This is a genomic window from Bradyrhizobium arachidis, from assembly GCF_024758505.1.
Classification (GTDB): Bacteria; Pseudomonadota; Alphaproteobacteria; order Rhizobiales; family Xanthobacteraceae; genus Bradyrhizobium; species Bradyrhizobium manausense_C.
This window is the reverse complement of record NZ_CP077970.1, coordinates 3,124,115-3,138,768: the sequence shown is the minus strand read 5'-3', so window position 1 is coordinate 3,138,768 and position 14,654 is coordinate 3,124,115. Positions and strand designations below refer to the sequence as shown.

20 protein-coding genes are annotated in these 14,654 nt (G+C 64.6%); 13 read left to right on the top strand and 7 right to left on the bottom strand.

Translation table 11 applies throughout. The features are described 5' to 3' along the window. Positions 1-33: 33 nt before the first annotated feature. From KUF59_RS14065 to KUF59_RS14040, 6 genes are all read left to right on the top strand, one after another. On the top strand, positions 34-1,215 hold the full coding sequence (locus KUF59_RS14065) for an ABC transporter substrate-binding protein (protein ID WP_212461720.1): 1,182 nt from the start codon (positions 34-36) through the stop codon (positions 1,213-1,215). 22 nt (positions 1,216-1,237) lie between these two features. Beyond that, positions 1,238-2,206, top strand: coding sequence for a YVTN family beta-propeller repeat protein (locus tag KUF59_RS14060; RefSeq protein ID WP_212461719.1), 969 nt, complete (start codon positions 1,238-1,240; stop codon positions 2,204-2,206). Further along, on the top strand, positions 2,203-3,012 hold the full coding sequence (locus tag KUF59_RS14055; protein WP_212461718.1) for an ABC transporter ATP-binding protein: 810 nt from the start codon (positions 2,203-2,205) through the stop codon (positions 3,010-3,012). The genes KUF59_RS14060 and KUF59_RS14055 overlap by 4 nt, the downstream gene beginning before the upstream one ends. Next, positions 3,009-3,857, top strand: coding sequence for an ABC transporter permease (locus KUF59_RS14050; RefSeq protein WP_212461717.1), 849 nt, complete (start codon positions 3,009-3,011; stop codon positions 3,855-3,857). The genes KUF59_RS14055 and KUF59_RS14050 overlap by 4 nt, the downstream gene beginning before the upstream one ends. Then, entirely contained in the window at positions 3,854-4,468 is a 615-nt protein-coding gene (locus tag KUF59_RS14045; RefSeq protein WP_212461716.1) for a BAR domain-containing protein, read from the top strand. The genes KUF59_RS14050 and KUF59_RS14045 overlap by 4 nt, the downstream gene beginning before the upstream one ends. A 136-nt stretch (positions 4,469-4,604) precedes the next feature. Further along, positions 4,605-4,904, top strand: coding sequence for a copper-binding protein (locus tag KUF59_RS14040; RefSeq protein WP_212461715.1), 300 nt, complete (start codon positions 4,605-4,607; stop codon positions 4,902-4,904). Positions 4,905-4,923: 19 nt separating this feature from the next. Here KUF59_RS14040 and KUF59_RS14035 read toward each other — a convergent pair whose 3' ends face one another. Continuing rightward, entirely contained in the window at positions 4,924-5,478 is a 555-nt protein-coding gene (locus tag KUF59_RS14035) for a PQQ-dependent catabolism-associated CXXCW motif protein (RefSeq protein WP_212461714.1), read from the bottom strand. Positions 5,479-5,484: 6 nt separating this feature from the next. After that, positions 5,485-6,369: a substrate-binding domain-containing protein gene (locus KUF59_RS14030; RefSeq protein ID WP_212461713.1), complete on the bottom strand. Its 885-nt coding sequence runs from the start codon at positions 6,367-6,369 to the stop codon at positions 5,485-5,487. Between the two features lie 129 nt (positions 6,370-6,498). Between KUF59_RS14030 and KUF59_RS14025 the strand changes: the two genes are divergently transcribed. Both KUF59_RS14025 and KUF59_RS14020 read left to right on the top strand, forming a co-directional pair. After that, complete coding sequence (locus KUF59_RS14025; protein ID WP_212461712.1) at positions 6,499-7,425, top strand: quinoprotein relay system zinc metallohydrolase 2; 927 nt, start codon at positions 6,499-6,501, stop codon at positions 7,423-7,425. 47 nt (positions 7,426-7,472) lie between these two features. After that, a complete protein-coding gene (locus KUF59_RS14020) occupies positions 7,473-8,294 on the top strand; it encodes a quinoprotein dehydrogenase-associated SoxYZ-like carrier (RefSeq protein WP_212461758.1) in 822 nt (273 codons plus the stop codon). A gap of 125 nt (positions 8,295-8,419) precedes the next feature. Here the strand turns inward: KUF59_RS14020 and KUF59_RS14015 are convergent, their stop codons facing one another. Continuing rightward, positions 8,420-8,779 carry a hypothetical protein gene (locus tag KUF59_RS14015; protein ID WP_212461711.1) on the bottom strand — a complete coding sequence of 120 codons (360 nt, stop codon included), beginning with the start codon at positions 8,777-8,779 and terminating at the stop codon, positions 8,420-8,422. An 86-nt stretch (positions 8,780-8,865) separates the two neighbouring features. On the opposite strand from KUF59_RS14015, the gene KUF59_RS14010 reads away from it, so the two are divergent. From KUF59_RS14010 to KUF59_RS13990, 5 genes are read left to right on the top strand one after another with little or no spacing between them, the layout of a single operon-like run. Then, positions 8,866-9,846, top strand: coding sequence for an ABC transporter substrate-binding protein (locus KUF59_RS14010; protein ID WP_212461710.1), 981 nt, complete (start codon positions 8,866-8,868; stop codon positions 9,844-9,846). Position 9,847: 1 nt separating this feature from the next. After that, on the top strand, positions 9,848-10,585 hold the full coding sequence (locus tag KUF59_RS14005; RefSeq protein WP_212461757.1) for an ABC transporter permease: 738 nt from the start codon (positions 9,848-9,850) through the stop codon (positions 10,583-10,585). Beyond that, the gene (locus KUF59_RS14000; RefSeq protein WP_212461709.1) at positions 10,575-11,303 is read left to right on the top strand and encodes an ABC transporter ATP-binding protein; all 729 of its coding nucleotides are present in this window, start codon (positions 10,575-10,577) and stop codon (positions 11,301-11,303) included. The genes KUF59_RS14005 and KUF59_RS14000 overlap by 11 nt, the downstream gene beginning before the upstream one ends. Positions 11,304-11,346: 43 nt before the next feature. Continuing rightward, a complete protein-coding gene (locus KUF59_RS13995) occupies positions 11,347-12,138 on the top strand; it encodes a pentapeptide repeat-containing protein (RefSeq protein ID WP_475647874.1) in 792 nt (263 codons plus the stop codon). Positions 12,139-12,164: 26 nt separating this feature from the next. Continuing rightward, positions 12,165-12,512 carry a hypothetical protein gene (locus tag KUF59_RS13990; protein ID WP_212461708.1) on the top strand — a complete coding sequence of 116 codons (348 nt, stop codon included), beginning with the start codon at positions 12,165-12,167 and terminating at the stop codon, positions 12,510-12,512. Between the two features lie 11 nt (positions 12,513-12,523). On the opposite strand, the gene KUF59_RS13985 is transcribed toward KUF59_RS13990, so the two are convergent. From KUF59_RS13985 to KUF59_RS13970, 4 genes are all read right to left on the bottom strand, one after another. Beyond that, positions 12,524-12,733, bottom strand: a complete 210-nt coding sequence (locus KUF59_RS13985; protein ID WP_212402846.1) for a hypothetical protein — start codon at positions 12,731-12,733, stop codon at positions 12,524-12,526. A 110-nt stretch (positions 12,734-12,843) separates the two neighbouring features. Then, complete coding sequence (locus tag KUF59_RS13980; RefSeq protein WP_212461707.1) at positions 12,844-13,722, bottom strand: hypothetical protein; 879 nt, start codon at positions 13,720-13,722, stop codon at positions 12,844-12,846. A 247-nt stretch (positions 13,723-13,969) separates the two neighbouring features. After that, positions 13,970-14,050, bottom strand: a complete 81-nt coding sequence (pqqA, locus tag KUF59_RS13975) for a pyrroloquinoline quinone precursor peptide PqqA (RefSeq protein WP_012029362.1) — start codon at positions 14,048-14,050, stop codon at positions 13,970-13,972. Between the two features lie 177 nt (positions 14,051-14,227). Further along, positions 14,228-14,632 carry an EF-hand domain-containing protein gene (locus tag KUF59_RS13970; protein WP_212461706.1) on the bottom strand — a complete coding sequence of 135 codons (405 nt, stop codon included), beginning with the start codon at positions 14,630-14,632 and terminating at the stop codon, positions 14,228-14,230. Between the last annotated feature and the right edge of the window lie 22 nt (positions 14,633-14,654).

Here is a 14,654-nt window from a genome sequence, read left to right as displayed (position 1 = left end):
CGGCACAAGGCGGGGAGGACACGAGGAGGAAACATGTTGCGATGGTTGGTCGGCCTGCTGTCTCTGAGTCTTGCGGCGACGCAGACGCTTGCGGCCGACCCAACCGAGATCGGCATCGGCTATCTCGGCCGGGCCGGCGTCAAGCAGACGCTCTCCCTCGTCGATCAGCCCGCCGAGAATGACGGAATCGCCGGCGCCCGGCTCGCCATCGACGACAACAACACGACCGGAAAATTCCTCAACCAGCGCTTCAAGCTCGAGGAGCGGCGCCTGAAGGACGGCGACGACGTCGCGAAGGCGGCGACCGAGCTCGCCGAGCGCAACAGTTTCATCGTCGCCGACCTGCCGGCGGACGCGCTGCTGAAAGCGGCCGACGCGCTGCGCGAGCGCGGCACGCTGCTCCTCAATGCTGGCGCAATCGACGAGCGGCTGCGCGAGGCCGATTGCCGCCCCAATGTCATCCACACGGCACCAACGCGGGCGATGCTCGCGGACGCCCTCGGGCAATATCTGGTGTGGAAGCAGTGGAAGCGCTGGCTGCTGGTGGTCGGCTCGCATGACGAGGACAAGCTGTTTGCTGACGCGCTCCGCCGCACGGCGACGCGATTTGGTGCCAAGATCGTGCAGGAGCGCACCTTTGAGGATGCCGGCGGCGCCCGCCGCACCGATTCCGGCGTAACGCTGATCCAGCGGCAGATGCCGGTGTTCACGCAGCAGGCGCCCGCGTATGACGTTCTGGTCGCGGCCGACGAGAGCGAGGTGTTCGGTGCCTACCTGCCCTACCGCACCTGGGACCCCCGGCCCGTCGCGGGCTCGGCGGGCCTCGTGCCGCGAAGCTGGGACGCGGCGCAGGACCAATGGGGCGCAGTGCAGATGCAGAACCGCTTCATCAAGCTCAACCAGCGCCGCATGAGCGCGCTGGACATGCAGGCCTGGACTGCCGTGCGCATCATCGGCGAGGCCACCTCGCGCACCAATTCGGGCGACATCAAGAAAGTCACCGATTTCATTAGGGGACCGGACTTTTCGGTCGCCGCCTTCAAGGGCACAAGGCTGACCCTGCGCGACTGGAATCTGCAGCTTCGCCAACCGATCCTGCTGGTTGACGGCCGCATGGTGGTGTCGGTTTCGCCGCAGGAAGGCTTTTTGCACCAGGTCTCGGAGCTCGATACGCTCGGCTATGACCGCCCGGAGAGCAAATGCAAATTGAAGTGAGGACTTTGAAGTGAAGACTTGGATGCCGCGCATGTGGCGTGTTGGCCTGCTATCCGCAACTGTGCTTGCGGCTGCACCCGCGCACGCGTTCATCGCCTATGTCTCGAACGAGAAGAGCAACACGGTGTCTGTCATCGACACCGAGAGCTGGACCGTGACCAAGACCATCAAGGTCGGGCAGCGGCCGCGCGGCATCGATTTCACCCGCGACGGCAAATTCGTGATGGTCGCAGTCGGCGACGACGACACCATCCAGGTGATCGACGCCAAGACGCAAGCCGTGGTGGACAGCCTGCCCTCCGGCCCCGACCCCGAACTGTTCGCGCAGGATGCGGCCGGCAAGACCCTCTATGTCGCCAACGAGAACGACAACACGGTCACCGTGATCGATCTCGAAAAGCGCGTGCGCCTCGGCGATATCCAGGTCGGCGTCGAGCCGGAGGGCATGACGATCAGCCCGGACGGCAAGACGCTGATCAACACGTCCGAGACGACCAACATGGCGCATTTCATCGACACGGCCACGCGTCAGATCGTCGCCAACGTGCTGGTCGACGCGCGGCCGCGCTTTGCCGAGTTCAAGCATGACAGCTCTGAAGTGTGGATCTCCTCCGAGATCGGCGGCACGGTCTCGATCATCGACCCCAAGAAGCATGAGGTGATCGGTAAGGTCACCTTCGAGATCCCGGGCCTGCGGAAAGAGGCGATCCAGCCGGTCGGCATCGGCATGACCAAGGACGACAAGACCGCCTTTGTCGCGCTCGGCCCTGCCAACCGTATTGCAGTGGTGGATGCGGCTACGCGCAAGGTGACAAAATATCTTCTGGTCGGGCAGCGGGTCTGGCACATGGCCTTCACCCCGGACGAAAAATACCTGCTCACCACCAATGGCGTGTCCAACGACGTCTCGGTCATCGACGTTGCCGCGCAAAAGGTGATCAAGACCATCCAGGTCGGCGAACTGCCCTGGGGCATTGCGATCGCGCCATGACGACACCTGCGCCCATCACCGACCCCCGTGCGCCGGCGCCGACGTCAGATCCGGCAGCAGTGGCGGCGCTGTCGATCGACGGCGTCAGCCATGCTTACGGCGCGCGGCGGGCACTGATGGACGTCAGCTTCAATGTGGCGCCGGCGAGTTTTACCGCATTGCTCGGCCTCAATGGCGCCGGCAAGAGCACGCTGTTCTCGCTCATCACGCGCCTGTTCGGCATCCAGTCGGGCCGCGTCGGCATTTTTGGCCATGACATCAGCCGCACGCCGGGCGAAGCGCTGCGGCTGCTCGGGGTCGTGTTCCAGCAACGCACGCTCGATCTCGATCTGTCGCTGACGCAAAACCTGCTCTATCACGCCGCCCTGCACGGCATCGGTCGCCGCGAGGCCGCGGCGCGTGCGGCCGAGCTGCTCGGCCGCATCGGGCTTGCGGACCGCGCCGGCAACAAGGTGCGCGATCTCTCCGGCGGACAGATGCGCCGGCTCGAGATTGCGCGTGCGCTGCTGCACCGGCCGCGCCTGCTGCTGCTGGACGAGCCGACCGTCGGGCTCGACGTCAAGGCGCGCGCCGACATCATCAGCCATGTCCGGCAACTCGTGACCGAACAGGGCATCGGCGTGCTCTGGGCGACGCATCTGTTCGACGAGATCACGGCCAGCGACGACCTCGTGGTGCTGCACCAGGGCAAGGTGCTGGCACAGGGGCCGGTCGCGCGCGTACTGGGCGAGGCCGGCGCGCCGGATGTCAATTCCGCCTTCATGCGCCTGACGGGCGCGCAGACGATGCCGGGAGGCGGCGCATGAGCAGCATCACGGCCCACGACTCGCCGCGCGGCTTCTCGCTGTCGGAGTACATGACCTGCCTCGCCGGCATCGTCTGGCGCGAGGGCCTGCGCTTCCTGCATCAGCGCGAGCGCTTCGTCTCCGCACTGGTGCGGCCGCTGGTGTGGCTGTTCATCTTCGCCGCCGGCTTCCGCCAGGTGCTCGGCATCTCCATCATCCCGCCCTACGAGACCTACATCCTCTACGAGGTCTATATCGCGCCGGGCCTGATGGCGATGATCCAGCTCTTCAACGGCATGCAGTCCTCGCTCTCGATGGTCTATGACCGCGAGATGGGCAACATGCGCACCCTCTTGGTGAGCCCGCTGCCGCGCTGGTTCCTGCTGTTCTGCAAGCTGCTCGCCGGCACCGCGGTGTCGCTGCTCCAAGTCTATGCGTTCCTGCTGATCGCCTGGTTCTGGGACATTTCGCCGCCGTCGTTCGGCTATCTCACCGTGCTGCCGGCGCTGATCCTGTCCGGGCTGATGTTGGGCTCGCTCGGCATGCTGATCTCTTCCGGAATCAAGCAGCTCGAGAACTTTGCCGGCGTCATGAACTTCGTGATTTTTCCGATGTTCTTCGCCTCCTCCGCCCTCTACCCGCTCTGGCGGGTTCAGGAAGGCAGCCCCTATCTCTACTACCTCTGCCAGGCCAATCCGTTCACCCATGCGGTCGAGCTGATCCGCTTTGCGTTCTACGGGCAGGTCAACTGGACCTCGCTGGCGGTGGTCGCGACCTGTACAATCGTCTTCATGATCGGGGCGATCTATGCCTATGATCCGTCGCGCGGGCTGGCACGGCGTGGCCCTGCGGGAGGCGAAGGATGAAGTTGCGGATTGTTCTCACGGCCGCATTGGCGCTCGCAGCGACGAGCGGCGTCAGCCGCGCGGCCGATCCGCGCTATCCGGACTGGCCTTGTACGCAGGCCAAGGTGCCGGAGATCTCGCTTGCCGCCGTATGGGCTGGACCGGCGCTTGACGACGTACAGAACAAGTGGAAGGACGACGCCAAGGTCAGCGCATTGGTCTCAAAGCTATCGGCGCGCAGAACGCCGATCGACGAGGCGGAGAAGCTGGTGAAGGAGTTTCTGGCCGCCTCCGCTACCGACAAGACGGCTAATGCCAAATTGCTGTTTGCCGGCCTGTTCGACACGCTCAACGCCCAGCGCTCCCAGGTCATGAACGGGCTTGAACGAGTGAGCCGCAAGCAGCGCGAGGCCGCCGACAAGATCCGCGACGAGACGCTTCAGCTCCAGGCGCTCCAGGGTGCAACACAGCGCGATGAGGCCAAAGTCGAGGCGCTCAGCAACGAGCTGATCTGGAAGACCCGCATTTTCGAGGACCGTAACAAGGTGGTGCGATTCGTCTGCGAGGTTCCGACAACGATCGATCAGCGCCTGTTTGCGCTCGGACGCGTGATCCAGCAGGAAATGGAATAGCGTCAGCTTCGCTGACGGCTCCGGTTAAGTTCCCGCGATTCCATCGCAATCGTTTACCTTGGCCGGCGCTATCTGCCGGAACCAAATCGATCTAGGATGTCTTGTCGAAGTGAATCCTAGACGTCGGGAGGCCTCGATGGGAACCAGACAATTCATTTTCGCAGGCGCTGCCGCCCTGGGCATGCTTGCATCCAGCGCATTCGCCGCTGACGACATGACCGGCATGGTCACCCGGATCGACCGGCTCAACAGCACCATCTCGATCCAGCAGATGCAGGGCGGCACGGTCGGCGCGAGCGGCGGCGGCGCAGTGCAGGAGTTCAAGGCCAAGGACGCCGGCATGCTGGAACCCGTCCACGTCGGCGACCGCGTCAGCTACTCCGCCACCGAGGCCGGCGGCACGAAGACCATTACCAAGCTGCAGAAGGCGAAATGACGACTGAACGCGCAGCCGCCTAATCGGGCCGCGGATCGGGCTGCGCTTCTGACGTCATCAATTTGGCACGCTCCCAGCCGTCGGTGCCGTCGGGGTACCAGGCGACGTTGGAATAACCGTAGGCGAGCGCGCGCTTGGCGGCGTTCCACGACATCCAGCAATCGGCGAGGCAGTAGATCACCAGCAGCGCCGATTTGCTGCCGCGTGAGGCGCGCTCGAGGCCGCGGCGAAAATAATCGTCCATGGCCGGCGGCAGCGTGCCGTAGCCGGTATCGGGCAGCCAGATGCTGCCGGGAATGTCGAAGCGTGGCGCATCGCGCCAGACCGTGCCTGGGGGCAGATTCTTCGGCTTCGGTGGGCGCGGCATGACGTCGACGAATGCGCCGCTCTTCTCACGCCAGATGGTTTCGGCCTCCATCGTCGTGAGAACGCGCGCGCCTTGCAGCGTGGCCGGCACCGGCGCACGGTAATTGTCGGTGCGATAGCCCTCCGGCTCAAACGGCTCCTGCTGCTGCGCCATCGCCGGCATCGCGAGCGTGGCGGCAACGAGCACAGCGGCAAGATGTCGCCTCATGTTGTCCTATGGCGCCTTCTTGGCCGTCTCCGCCCCGATCGGCTGGTCCTTCTCGTCGAGCAGAGGCACGCCATATTCGAGCAGGATCTTGTTGATCGCGCCTTGGTTCTCCTGGATCAAACGGTTGAGCTGTCGTTTCCAGTTCTGGTCCGCAGGACGCACGCCCATGCCGATCCGGTAGGCGAGTTTTGGTCCGGTCGTTTCCTTGACCAGCGGCGTGACGTGCAGCGGCTGCGCCTGTTTCTTGGCGTAGTAGCCGGCCATCGGCCCCCACAACACGCCGGCATCGATGGTGCCGGCGACGAGGTCCTTGATCATCGCGTCCGCCGAGTTGTCGAAACGCGTGTCGATCATCAGCGGATAGGGTTTTGCGTCACCCATCAGGCCCGCGAGCGCCATGTTGGTCGCCGGCGGCGTACCGGCGACGATGCCGATATGCTTGCCCTTGAGCCGCGCATCTTCCAGCGTATCGACATCCTCGAGGCCACTGCCGGGCTTGGCGACCAGCGCGTAGGACGTGCGGTAATATGGATTGGTGCCCTGCACGAGGTCGTCGCCTTGCGGAAAACCCATGATGACGTCGCAGCGATGCGCGCCGAGCGTCATGCGTACGAAGCCGGTCGCCTGCGGGAAGAACACGTAATCGAGCTTCTTCTGCAGCTTCTCGGCGAGAAACTCCGCAAGCTTGTTCTCGAACCCTTCGCCCTTCTCATTGGAGAAAGGCAGGTTGCGCGGATCGGCGCAGACCCGCAGCACCTTGGGATCGACGAGCTCGAAGGAGAGATCGCCGCTATCGCTGGTCTGCCCGCGCGCGACATCGCCGGCAACGAATGCGGTCGCCGTCACCAACAGCAAGAACAACCAGCGACGATGTCGCCCGGCCTCCGTCATCGCCCTTCCTCCTCATTTCGATTGAATGCTATCCACGGATGTGAGCCTGCATCCATGGTTTGCCAAGCTTGGTGTTGGCTTCGCGTTGCTGCAGTGCAACGCCGCGGATTGAGGAACTGAGGCGGAAAAGTGGCCCATCTCGCTTCAAAAATCGCAGCCGTCGCCCTGCTGGGGCTGACGACGCTAGCACGCGTCACGGCGGCTGAATTGCCTGTGAGCGAAGTAGCCCCGGGAATCTTCGTGCACGCAGGGACAACTCAACTGATGACCCGCGAGAACGAAGGGGCCATCGCCAATGTCGGCTTCATCATCGGCGACAGCGCCGTCGCCGTCATCGACACCGGCGGCAGTTTTCGCGAGGGCGAGGCGCTGCTGGCCGCGGTGCGGGCGCGGACCGACAAGCCGATCCGCTATGTCATCAACACCCACGGCCATCCCGACCACGTCTTTGGCAACGCCGCCTTTGCAGAAGGAGGCACGATTTTCGTCGGCCACAGCAAGCTGCCGGCAGCGCTGGCCGCGCGCGGGGCGTTCTATCTCGACAATTTCCGCCGCATCATGGGCAGCGAGCTGATCGACCCCGTCAAGATCGTGCCGCCGACGTTGCTCATCACGGATACCATGAAGCTCGATCTGGGATCGCGCAGCCTCATGCTACGGGCGTGGCCGGCCGCTCACAGCGATAATGACCTGACGGTGCTGGACGAGACGACGGCAACGCTGTTCGCCGGCGACCTCGTCTTCCTCGGCCATATCCCCGTAGTGGACGGCAGCATTCGCGGCTGGCTGAAGGCGCTCGCAGATCTCAACGCCCTGCCCGCGCGCCGCGTGGTTCCCGGTCACGGTCCCGTGAGCGACTTTCCGGCTAGCTTGGCTGATGAGCGCCGCTATCTCGAAACCCTGCTCACGGACGTCCGCGCACTCAACCAGAAGGGCGAGCCGATCAAGACGGCCGCGGACAAGGCCGGCGCGTCGGAGCGGTCAAGCTGGCAATTGTTTGACGACTACAATGCCCGCAACGCAACCGCAGCATTTTCGGAAATTGAATGGGAGTAGCTGCCGCGCTACGCTGCGGTCTGCTTCGTCCGCGCGAGACCGCGATCATGATTGGACATTCGCTACGCCTTTCCCTTGGGGCCACCCTGCTCGGCCTTGTGCTGGCGATGCCCGCGCGCGCCGAGGAGGCCTATGATCCCTGGCCCGGACTCGTTCAGGACATTTTTGCCAATCGCCCGATGAACGACGGCAGCGACGTCATCGGCATCGAGATGCCGTATCGCGCCGAGGATGCCGCGATCGTGCCGGTCACGTTGCGCACAAAACTTTCGCCGGGCGACTCGCGCCGCGTGCGCGCGATCACGCTGGTGATCGATCGCAACCCCGCGCCGATGGCGGCAATATTCGAGCTCGGGCCGGATGCGAATGTCACGGAGATTTCCGCCCGCGTGCGCGTCAACAATTATACCGATGTCCACGCGGTCGCCGAGCTCAGCGACGGCCAGCTCTATGTCAGCAAGACCTACGTGAAGGCCTCCGGCGGCTGCTCGGCGCCGGCGGGCAAGAATGCCGAGGAGGCCAAAAACAGGCTCGGCCAGATGCGCTACCGGCAATTCGCCCGCGCTGAGGAGGCACCCGCAAGCCGGATCCGCGAGGCCCAGATCATGGTCGGCCATCCCAACAATTCCGGGCTGCAGATGGACCAGGTCACGCAGCTCTATATCCCGGCCTTCTTCGTCAACCAGTTGCGGCTGACCCAGGACGACAGCCTCGTGCTGTCCATGGAAGGCGGCATCTCGATCTCGGAGGATCCCAACCTCCGCTTCACCTACGTCTCCAACGGCGCAAAATATTTCCGCGCCGAGGCGAAGGATACGGATGGACACGTGTTCCGGAGCGAATGGCCAGTCGAGAAGCCGGGGACTTAATTTCAGTTGCTCCCGTCATTCCGGGGCGATGCGTCAGCATCGAACCCGGAATCTCGAGATTCCACAATGCGCAATTGCGCATTGGGGTTCACGCTTCGCGTGCCCCGGAATGACGGGAATTGAAGCTAGAAACACCTCACCTCGGCTTCCGCCTGCGCGCGCCTGAGATCGTTGACGGCGGTGTTGGCCTGCTCGGAAGTGCGGAACTGGACGCCGAGGTTTCCTCGTACCTGCGACATGCTGAGCGCGGTCTCGGCGGTGACATAGCGCTCATAGGGCACGATGGAGGCGACCACGTCGATCGAGCAGGAACATTGCTCGATCGACTGCCGGGACTCACCGTTGGCCTTCATACAACCATAGACGTATTCGGCGCGCGCAGCGGTCGGATAATCATTGGCCTCGTCGGCCCGCACGGAGACCGCGGTCGCGGCCAGCACGGCCCATGCGGCGACAATCGGTCGTAGCTGCAATGCCGAGATCATGGCCGTCCTCCCGCTGGTTGCGATGGAAACTATGCTATGCGTATGGTGACGACAAGAACAGCTTCGAGGGAACGGCGCAAAGGGTAATGGGACATCTTGGTCGCACATTGACGGCATCGATCGCGCTCGCGTTATCGGTTTTCGCGCTGCCCTGCGGTGCGGAGACGATCCGCCTTGCGGTGCAGAAGACCGGAACATTCTCCTGGGAGCTTGCCGCAATTCGCGAGAATGGCCTCGACAAGGCGGCCAATTTGTCGCTTGAGGTTACGGAGCTTGCGAGCACCGAGGCCGGCAAGATCGCGATGCGCGCCGGCAATGCCGACATCATGCTGTCGGACTGGCTGTGGGTGTCGCGCGAGCGCGCGCTCGGCGCCAAGCTGACCTTCTATCCCTACTCCAGCGCGCTCGGCGCCGTGATGGTGCCGGCCAATTCGCCGATCAAGACGCTCGCCGACCTCAAGGGCCGCAAGCTCGCAATCGCGGGCGGGCCGATCGACAAGAGCTGGCTGCTGCTGCAGGCGCGGATGAAGCAGGACGGCATCGACCTGAAATCGGATGCGACCATCGTCTATGGCGCCCCGCCTTTGCTGGCGGCCAAGGCGCTGGACGGCGAGATGGATGCGAGCCTCAACTTCTGGAATTTCTGCGCCCAGCTCGAGGCCAAGGGTTTTCGGCGCGTCGCCGGCATCGAGGACATCATGCCAAAGCTCGGCGCCAAGGGCGCAGTCGCCGCAGTCGGTTACGTCTTCGACGAGGACTGGGCGGCGAAAAATCGCGACGTGGTGGCGCGCTTCATCGCGATGACCCGCAAGGCGAAGGAGCTGCTGGCGACGTCTGACGCGGCGTGGGAGAAGGTCGCGCCGCTCACCGGCACTGCCGACCCCGCCGTGCTTCAGACCTATCGCACCCGCTATCGCGAGGGCATTCCGCGCCGAACGATCGCCGACGAGGAGGCAGACGCGCGCGTGCTCTATCGCGTGCTGGCCGAGATCGGCGGCCGCGACCTGGTCGGACCGGCGAGCGAGCTCGATGCCGGCACCTTCTATCGCGCAGCGCCCGGAGACTGAGGTGCTGCGTCTCGTCTCGTTTGCCCTGTTCCTTGCAACCTGGTGGATCGCCGCATTGTTCGTCGGCGGCGCAAAACTGCCGTCACCACCTGCCGTGCTCAACGTGATGCTGGCGGAGGCCGCGTCGGGCGCGCTGTTCCTGCATCTCGGCGCGACGCTGGCGCGCGTCGTGCTAGCCTTCGTGCTGGCGATGTCGCTCGGCAGCGCCATCGGCTATCTGATGGGACGGAACAGGCTCGCCGACCGGCTCGGCGATCCCTGGCTGATCCTGCTGCTCAACCTGCCGGCGCTGGTAGTGATCGTGCTCGCCTATATCTGGGCCGGCCTCACTGAAGCTGCGGCGATCGCGGCCATCGCCATCAACAAGCTGCCGACCGCCGTCGTGACGTTGCGCGAGGGCACGCGGGCGCTCGACCGCTCGCTCGACGAGATGGCGAGCGTATTCGCGATGCCGCGCTGGCGCGCGTTTCGCCATGTGGTGCTGCCGCAGCTTGCGCCTTACATCGCGGCTGCCGCGCGCTCCGGCCTGTCGCTGGTATGGAAGATCGTGCTCGTCGCCGAGCTTTTGGGACGCCCCAACGGTGTCGGCTTCGAGATCGGCGTCGCGTTCCAGCTGTTCGACACGCCGCGGCTGCTCGCCTATTCGCTAACTTTCGCGGCCGTCGTCCTCGTCATCGAAACCCTGCTGGTGCAGCCGTTTGAAGCCCGCGCAACAAGGTGGCGCCCCCGTGCGGCTTGAGGTCGACATTACGAGTAAAGCGTTCAAGAACGCGGCAGGCGACACGCAGGACGTGCTGGCGCCGATCAACCTCGCGCTTGTGAGCGGAGAGGTCGGCGTGCTCGTCGGTCCCTCCGGCTGCGGCAAGAGCACGATGCTGCGGATCATCCTCGGGCTCGATCCGGATTTCGAGGGCGCCGTGGTGCGCCCGCCAGACGCGCGGATCGGCATGGTGTTCCAGGAGCCACGGCTGTTGCCCTGGCGCTCGGTCGAGCAGAATGTGCGGCTGGCCGCGCCCGACGCCGACGACGCGAAACTGGCGGAGCTGTTCAAAATCCTGGAGCTGGAGGCGCATCGCAGCCACTTTCCCGGCGAGCTCTCGCTCGGGCTCGCCCGCCGCGTGGCGCTGGCGCGTGCCTTTGCAGTCGAGCCGGATATTCTGGTGCTCGACGAACCCCTGGCCTCGCTCGACGACGCGCTCGCCGCGCGCCTGCGCGAGGAGATTGCGACCCTGGTTGCGAGCCGACCGGTGCTGACGCTGCTGGTCACGCACAGCCTGGACGATGCGGTGCGGCTCGGCGACCGCCTGTTCTTCCTGTCGCCGCGCCCGGCGCGGATCCTCACCGAGGTGCCGATCACGATCCCGCGTGCGGCGCGCGGCGAGGCCGAGATTGCCGCGATCAAGGCCGGCCTGGCGAGGCGGACGCAGGGCGAACGCGCCGCGCGAGATGTCTCGTAGGCATCGGCTCGGGCCGCGTGCTAGATAGGCGGCGGAGTTGACGATGATGCGAACGATTGGCCTTGCACTTGGCTTCGCACTCGCGGCGGTCGCGGCGGGTGCGCAGGACATGATGCGCGACGTCGACCTCAGCTCACCCGCGATGGTTTCGGCCGAAATGAGCCGACAGGACGTCGAGGCCATCATCGCCAAGGCGAGCGCCGCCGCGCCCGCGGATTTCACAGGCAAGCGCCTGTCGGGCCTCGATCTCTCCGGGCTCGACTTGACCGGCGCGGTCTTTCGCGCCGCGCGGCTCAACAAGACGAGGCTTGTGGGCGCCAAGCTCGATCGCGCGATCCTCGATCAGGCGTGGCTGCTGGACGCCGATCTCACTGGCGCGAGCCTGAAAGGCGCCAATCTGTTCGCATCGCAAATGGCCCGCGCGCGTCTCGACGGCGCGGATTTGAGCGGCGCGCGTATCGCCGGCGACCTCACCGGCGCAAGCCTGGTGGGCGCGTCGATCGCGGGCGCCAGCTTAGGTGCCGACATGCGCAACCAGTCGATGGGCCTGATGCGCGGGGTGCTGCGGTCCGCCAATCTGGAGCGGCTGAACGCGCGCAATGCCGATTTGTCGCGCGTCGATCTCGAATTCGCAGTGCTCAGGGCGGCCGACCTGAGCGGTGCTTCGCTGAAGAATGCCCAGCTTGGCGGCGCTGACCTCACCGGCGCCACGGTAACCGACACGGATTTCGACGGCGCCGACCTCGTCTCGGCAAAACTGATCGACCCGGTCGGGCTTGACCGCGCCAAAAATTTCGACAAGGCAAAGAACCGCGAGCGCCTCATCACGAAATGACGGCGTCGGTTTGGGAGGACTATTCGATGCGCTGGTGTCTGGCTTTCATTGTGGTGGTGGCGTTTGCAGGCGAAGCGGCCGCGCAAACCAAGGGCAAGGGCATCCGGCTCTGGAACCTGACCTCGGAAACCATTTCCGGCTTCCAGCTCTCACCGACCGGCAAGACCGAATGGGGACCGAACCAGACCCTGAACGACAAGGACAAGGAGGTCGACCACGACGAGCGGCTACGCATCACCGGCGTCGAGCCCGGCCGCTACGACGCCAAGGTCGGCTATCCCAATGGACGGCAATGCATGGTCCGCGACATCGAGATCAAGGCCGACGCGGTGTTCTCGATCGCGGACAAGGATTTGAAGGACTGCAAGAAATAGCGCGGTGCGCCTTACGCCTTGTCGTTCGGGTGCGGATATTCGCAGCGCCAGCGGACCGCCTGCCACTTCGGATGCTCTCCGACCCATTGCGCGATGTAGGGCGGCGCCGCCATCACGCACTGCCGCGGCGAGCCCGCAAAGTTGAACACCAGATGCTGCTCCTCGCAGGTCGCAGGCGAGAGCACGGCGCAGACGGTCACAATCAGGTCAATCGGATTCATGGGCCAAATTCCTGGAACTGCTGTGAAGAGATAACATAAAAGGCTTACGGGGCGAGCAGCCGGAAGTTTCAAGACGCCGTGAGAACGCGCCGGGAACCGAGGCTAACCGGCTAGAAATTGACGCCGAACACGACACGCGCCTGGTGCCGCTCGAAGTTGACGAGATCGAGATTCGCACCTGAACCGGCCGGGCGGCCCCAGGCCTGCATGCTCCAGCTCAGCGTCAGGCGCGAGCGCTCGGAGAGCTGGAAATAGGCGGTGGGGCCGACGAACAGGGCCTGGCCTGCGAACTCGCCGAGGCCGATGCCCTCATACTGCCGGAAGTAGCGCACCTCCCCACCGAGCAGGATGTCGGGACGCACCCGCACGAGGCCGGCGAAGCCCGCGCCGACGGATGAGCTCTTCTCCGACAGGCCGGTCACCTCGAAGCGGCTCCATTCCGGCTGATAGAACAGGTTGAGCGCGCTGATGACGTAGTTCGGAACGAGCTCGCGGTCGAAAGCCAGTGTGAAATCCGTGCCGTAGCTCCGCCCCTTCGCAGCCGTCGTCTCGTCGATGCGGTCGCCGTGGAATTCGGCGGCAATGGTCATGCCGAATGGCGCCGTCTCGCGGTTGAGCAGGCGGTAGCGCAGGTCGAGCGAAAAACCCTGGAAGTTCAGCTGGCGGCGGTCGTCGATATCGGGCACGCCGCGGATGTCGTGCGCCGCGGTGCTCGCGCCGGCCTCGATCCGAAAATTCGGCAGCGGCACAAGCTCGATTTCCATTTCCTGCCCGACCGCGCGATAGGTGCCGCCGCTCTTGCCGAAGCGGCCCGTGGTCTGGCTCTGGAATTCGCGCTCGCCGACATTGCCGACGTCGGTGCCGATCAGGAAGCCGAAGATGTGCTCGGTGTCGAAACCGCCGTCGCGTTCGTCGGCCGGCGCGCAAGCCGGCGCCAACGCGACGCCGCACGCGATCAAAATGCCGAAGCCGAATCCCCGTCCCTGCATTCCCGCTCCCAAGCGCGCGCCGCGACGCACGCGGCAACAGCACTGACCAAGCGGCAGCGTAGCACAGTGCAGGAATGGAGGGTTGAGATTTTGGATCGCGATGGCAGACGAGAACCCAACTGTGGCTCTGCGTCGATACGGTGCGACAGGCGCGAAGGCAATGCCGCGATCAATTCGACCAGCTAGACACTGCCGCGGCTTCAACAGCTTTCGCCATTGAAGCCGCAGCAGGTCTCAAGGCACGTTCTTACTTGCGCGCAGCGCAGGCGTACATGTTGATTTCCATGCCCACCGGCACTTCCACGATCTTCGGAGCTTTCCAAGCCATACGGGGTCTCCCAAGTCTCCATTGAGCGCGACATCGCGCCCGGCGCAAAACCTAGGGCTGCATGGCGCACAGCGCAAGCCTGGAATCACTGCTCGAACCGCCCTCGCGTCAATTCTTCGCGGTCGTATTTCACTCTCGGGCAAGACGTGTTCGCTCTCGGTCAAACGCGCCCGACAATCATTGCAAGAGCCTTAACAGCGCCTGCCCGGCACGCGACTTCAGCTCCTTCGCATCGAGCGTTCCGTCCTTGTCGGGATTCGCCGCGTTGAAGCGCTGCTCGACCACGGAAAGATATTCATCGAGCGTGAGCGTGCCATCGCGATCGGGATCGGCGGCGGCAAGCTCCTTGGCCGTCAAGCGGCCGCGCAATTCGCGCGCATCGAGCGTGCCGTCACGATCCGGATCGAGCTTTGCGAACAGCGCCGATGCGGCCTTCTTCACCTCGGCGAGATCGAGCGTACTGTCATTGTCCGTGTCGAACATCTTGATGGCGTTGCGCGGCGCCGCGTGGGCCGGCACGCAAAGCAGGGGAACGGCGACCGCGAGCGACATGACGAAGGCAAGGGATCGGCGCGAGATCATCACAACCTCCTTGAGACGGAAT

Excerpts from the sequence above, each read along its gene's own strand:
- KUF59_RS14065 (WP_212461720.1), top strand. The coding sequence starts at position 34 with ATGTTGCGATGGTTGGTCGGCCTGCTGTCTCTGAGTCTTGCGGCGACG.
- KUF59_RS14060 (WP_212461719.1), top strand. The coding sequence starts at position 1,238 with ATGCCGCGCATGTGGCGTGTTGGCCTGCTATCCGCAACTGTGCTTGCG.
- KUF59_RS14055 (WP_212461718.1), top strand. The coding sequence starts at position 2,203 with ATGACGACACCTGCGCCCATCACCGACCCCCGTGCGCCGGCGCCGACG.
- KUF59_RS14050 (WP_212461717.1), top strand. The coding sequence starts at position 3,009 with ATGAGCAGCATCACGGCCCACGACTCGCCGCGCGGCTTCTCGCTGTCG.
- KUF59_RS14045 (WP_212461716.1), top strand. The coding sequence starts at position 3,854 with ATGAAGTTGCGGATTGTTCTCACGGCCGCATTGGCGCTCGCAGCGACG.
- KUF59_RS14040 (WP_212461715.1), top strand. The coding sequence starts at position 4,605 with ATGGGAACCAGACAATTCATTTTCGCAGGCGCTGCCGCCCTGGGCATG.
- KUF59_RS14035 (WP_212461714.1), bottom strand. The coding sequence starts at position 5,478 with ATGAGGCGACATCTTGCCGCTGTGCTCGTTGCCGCCACGCTCGCGATG.
- KUF59_RS14030 (WP_212461713.1), bottom strand. The coding sequence starts at position 6,369 with ATGACGGAGGCCGGGCGACATCGTCGCTGGTTGTTCTTGCTGTTGGTG.
- KUF59_RS14020 (WP_212461758.1), top strand. The coding sequence starts at position 7,473 with ATGATTGGACATTCGCTACGCCTTTCCCTTGGGGCCACCCTGCTCGGC.
- KUF59_RS14015 (WP_212461711.1), bottom strand. The coding sequence starts at position 8,779 with ATGATCTCGGCATTGCAGCTACGACCGATTGTCGCCGCATGGGCCGTG.
- KUF59_RS14010 (WP_212461710.1), top strand. The coding sequence starts at position 8,866 with ATGGGACATCTTGGTCGCACATTGACGGCATCGATCGCGCTCGCGTTA.
- KUF59_RS13995 (WP_475647874.1), top strand. The coding sequence starts at position 11,347 with ATGATGCGAACGATTGGCCTTGCACTTGGCTTCGCACTCGCGGCGGTC.
- KUF59_RS13990 (WP_212461708.1), top strand. The coding sequence starts at position 12,165 with ATGCGCTGGTGTCTGGCTTTCATTGTGGTGGTGGCGTTTGCAGGCGAA.
- KUF59_RS13985 (WP_212402846.1), bottom strand. The coding sequence starts at position 12,733 with ATGAATCCGATTGACCTGATTGTGACCGTCTGCGCCGTGCTCTCGCCT.
- KUF59_RS13980 (WP_212461707.1), bottom strand. The coding sequence starts at position 13,722 with ATGCAGGGACGGGGATTCGGCTTCGGCATTTTGATCGCGTGCGGCGTC.
- pqqA (WP_012029362.1), bottom strand. The coding sequence starts at position 14,050 with ATGGCTTGGAAAGCTCCGAAGATCGTGGAAGTGCCGGTGGGCATGGAA.
- KUF59_RS13970 (WP_212461706.1), bottom strand. The coding sequence starts at position 14,632 with ATGATCTCGCGCCGATCCCTTGCCTTCGTCATGTCGCTCGCGGTCGCC.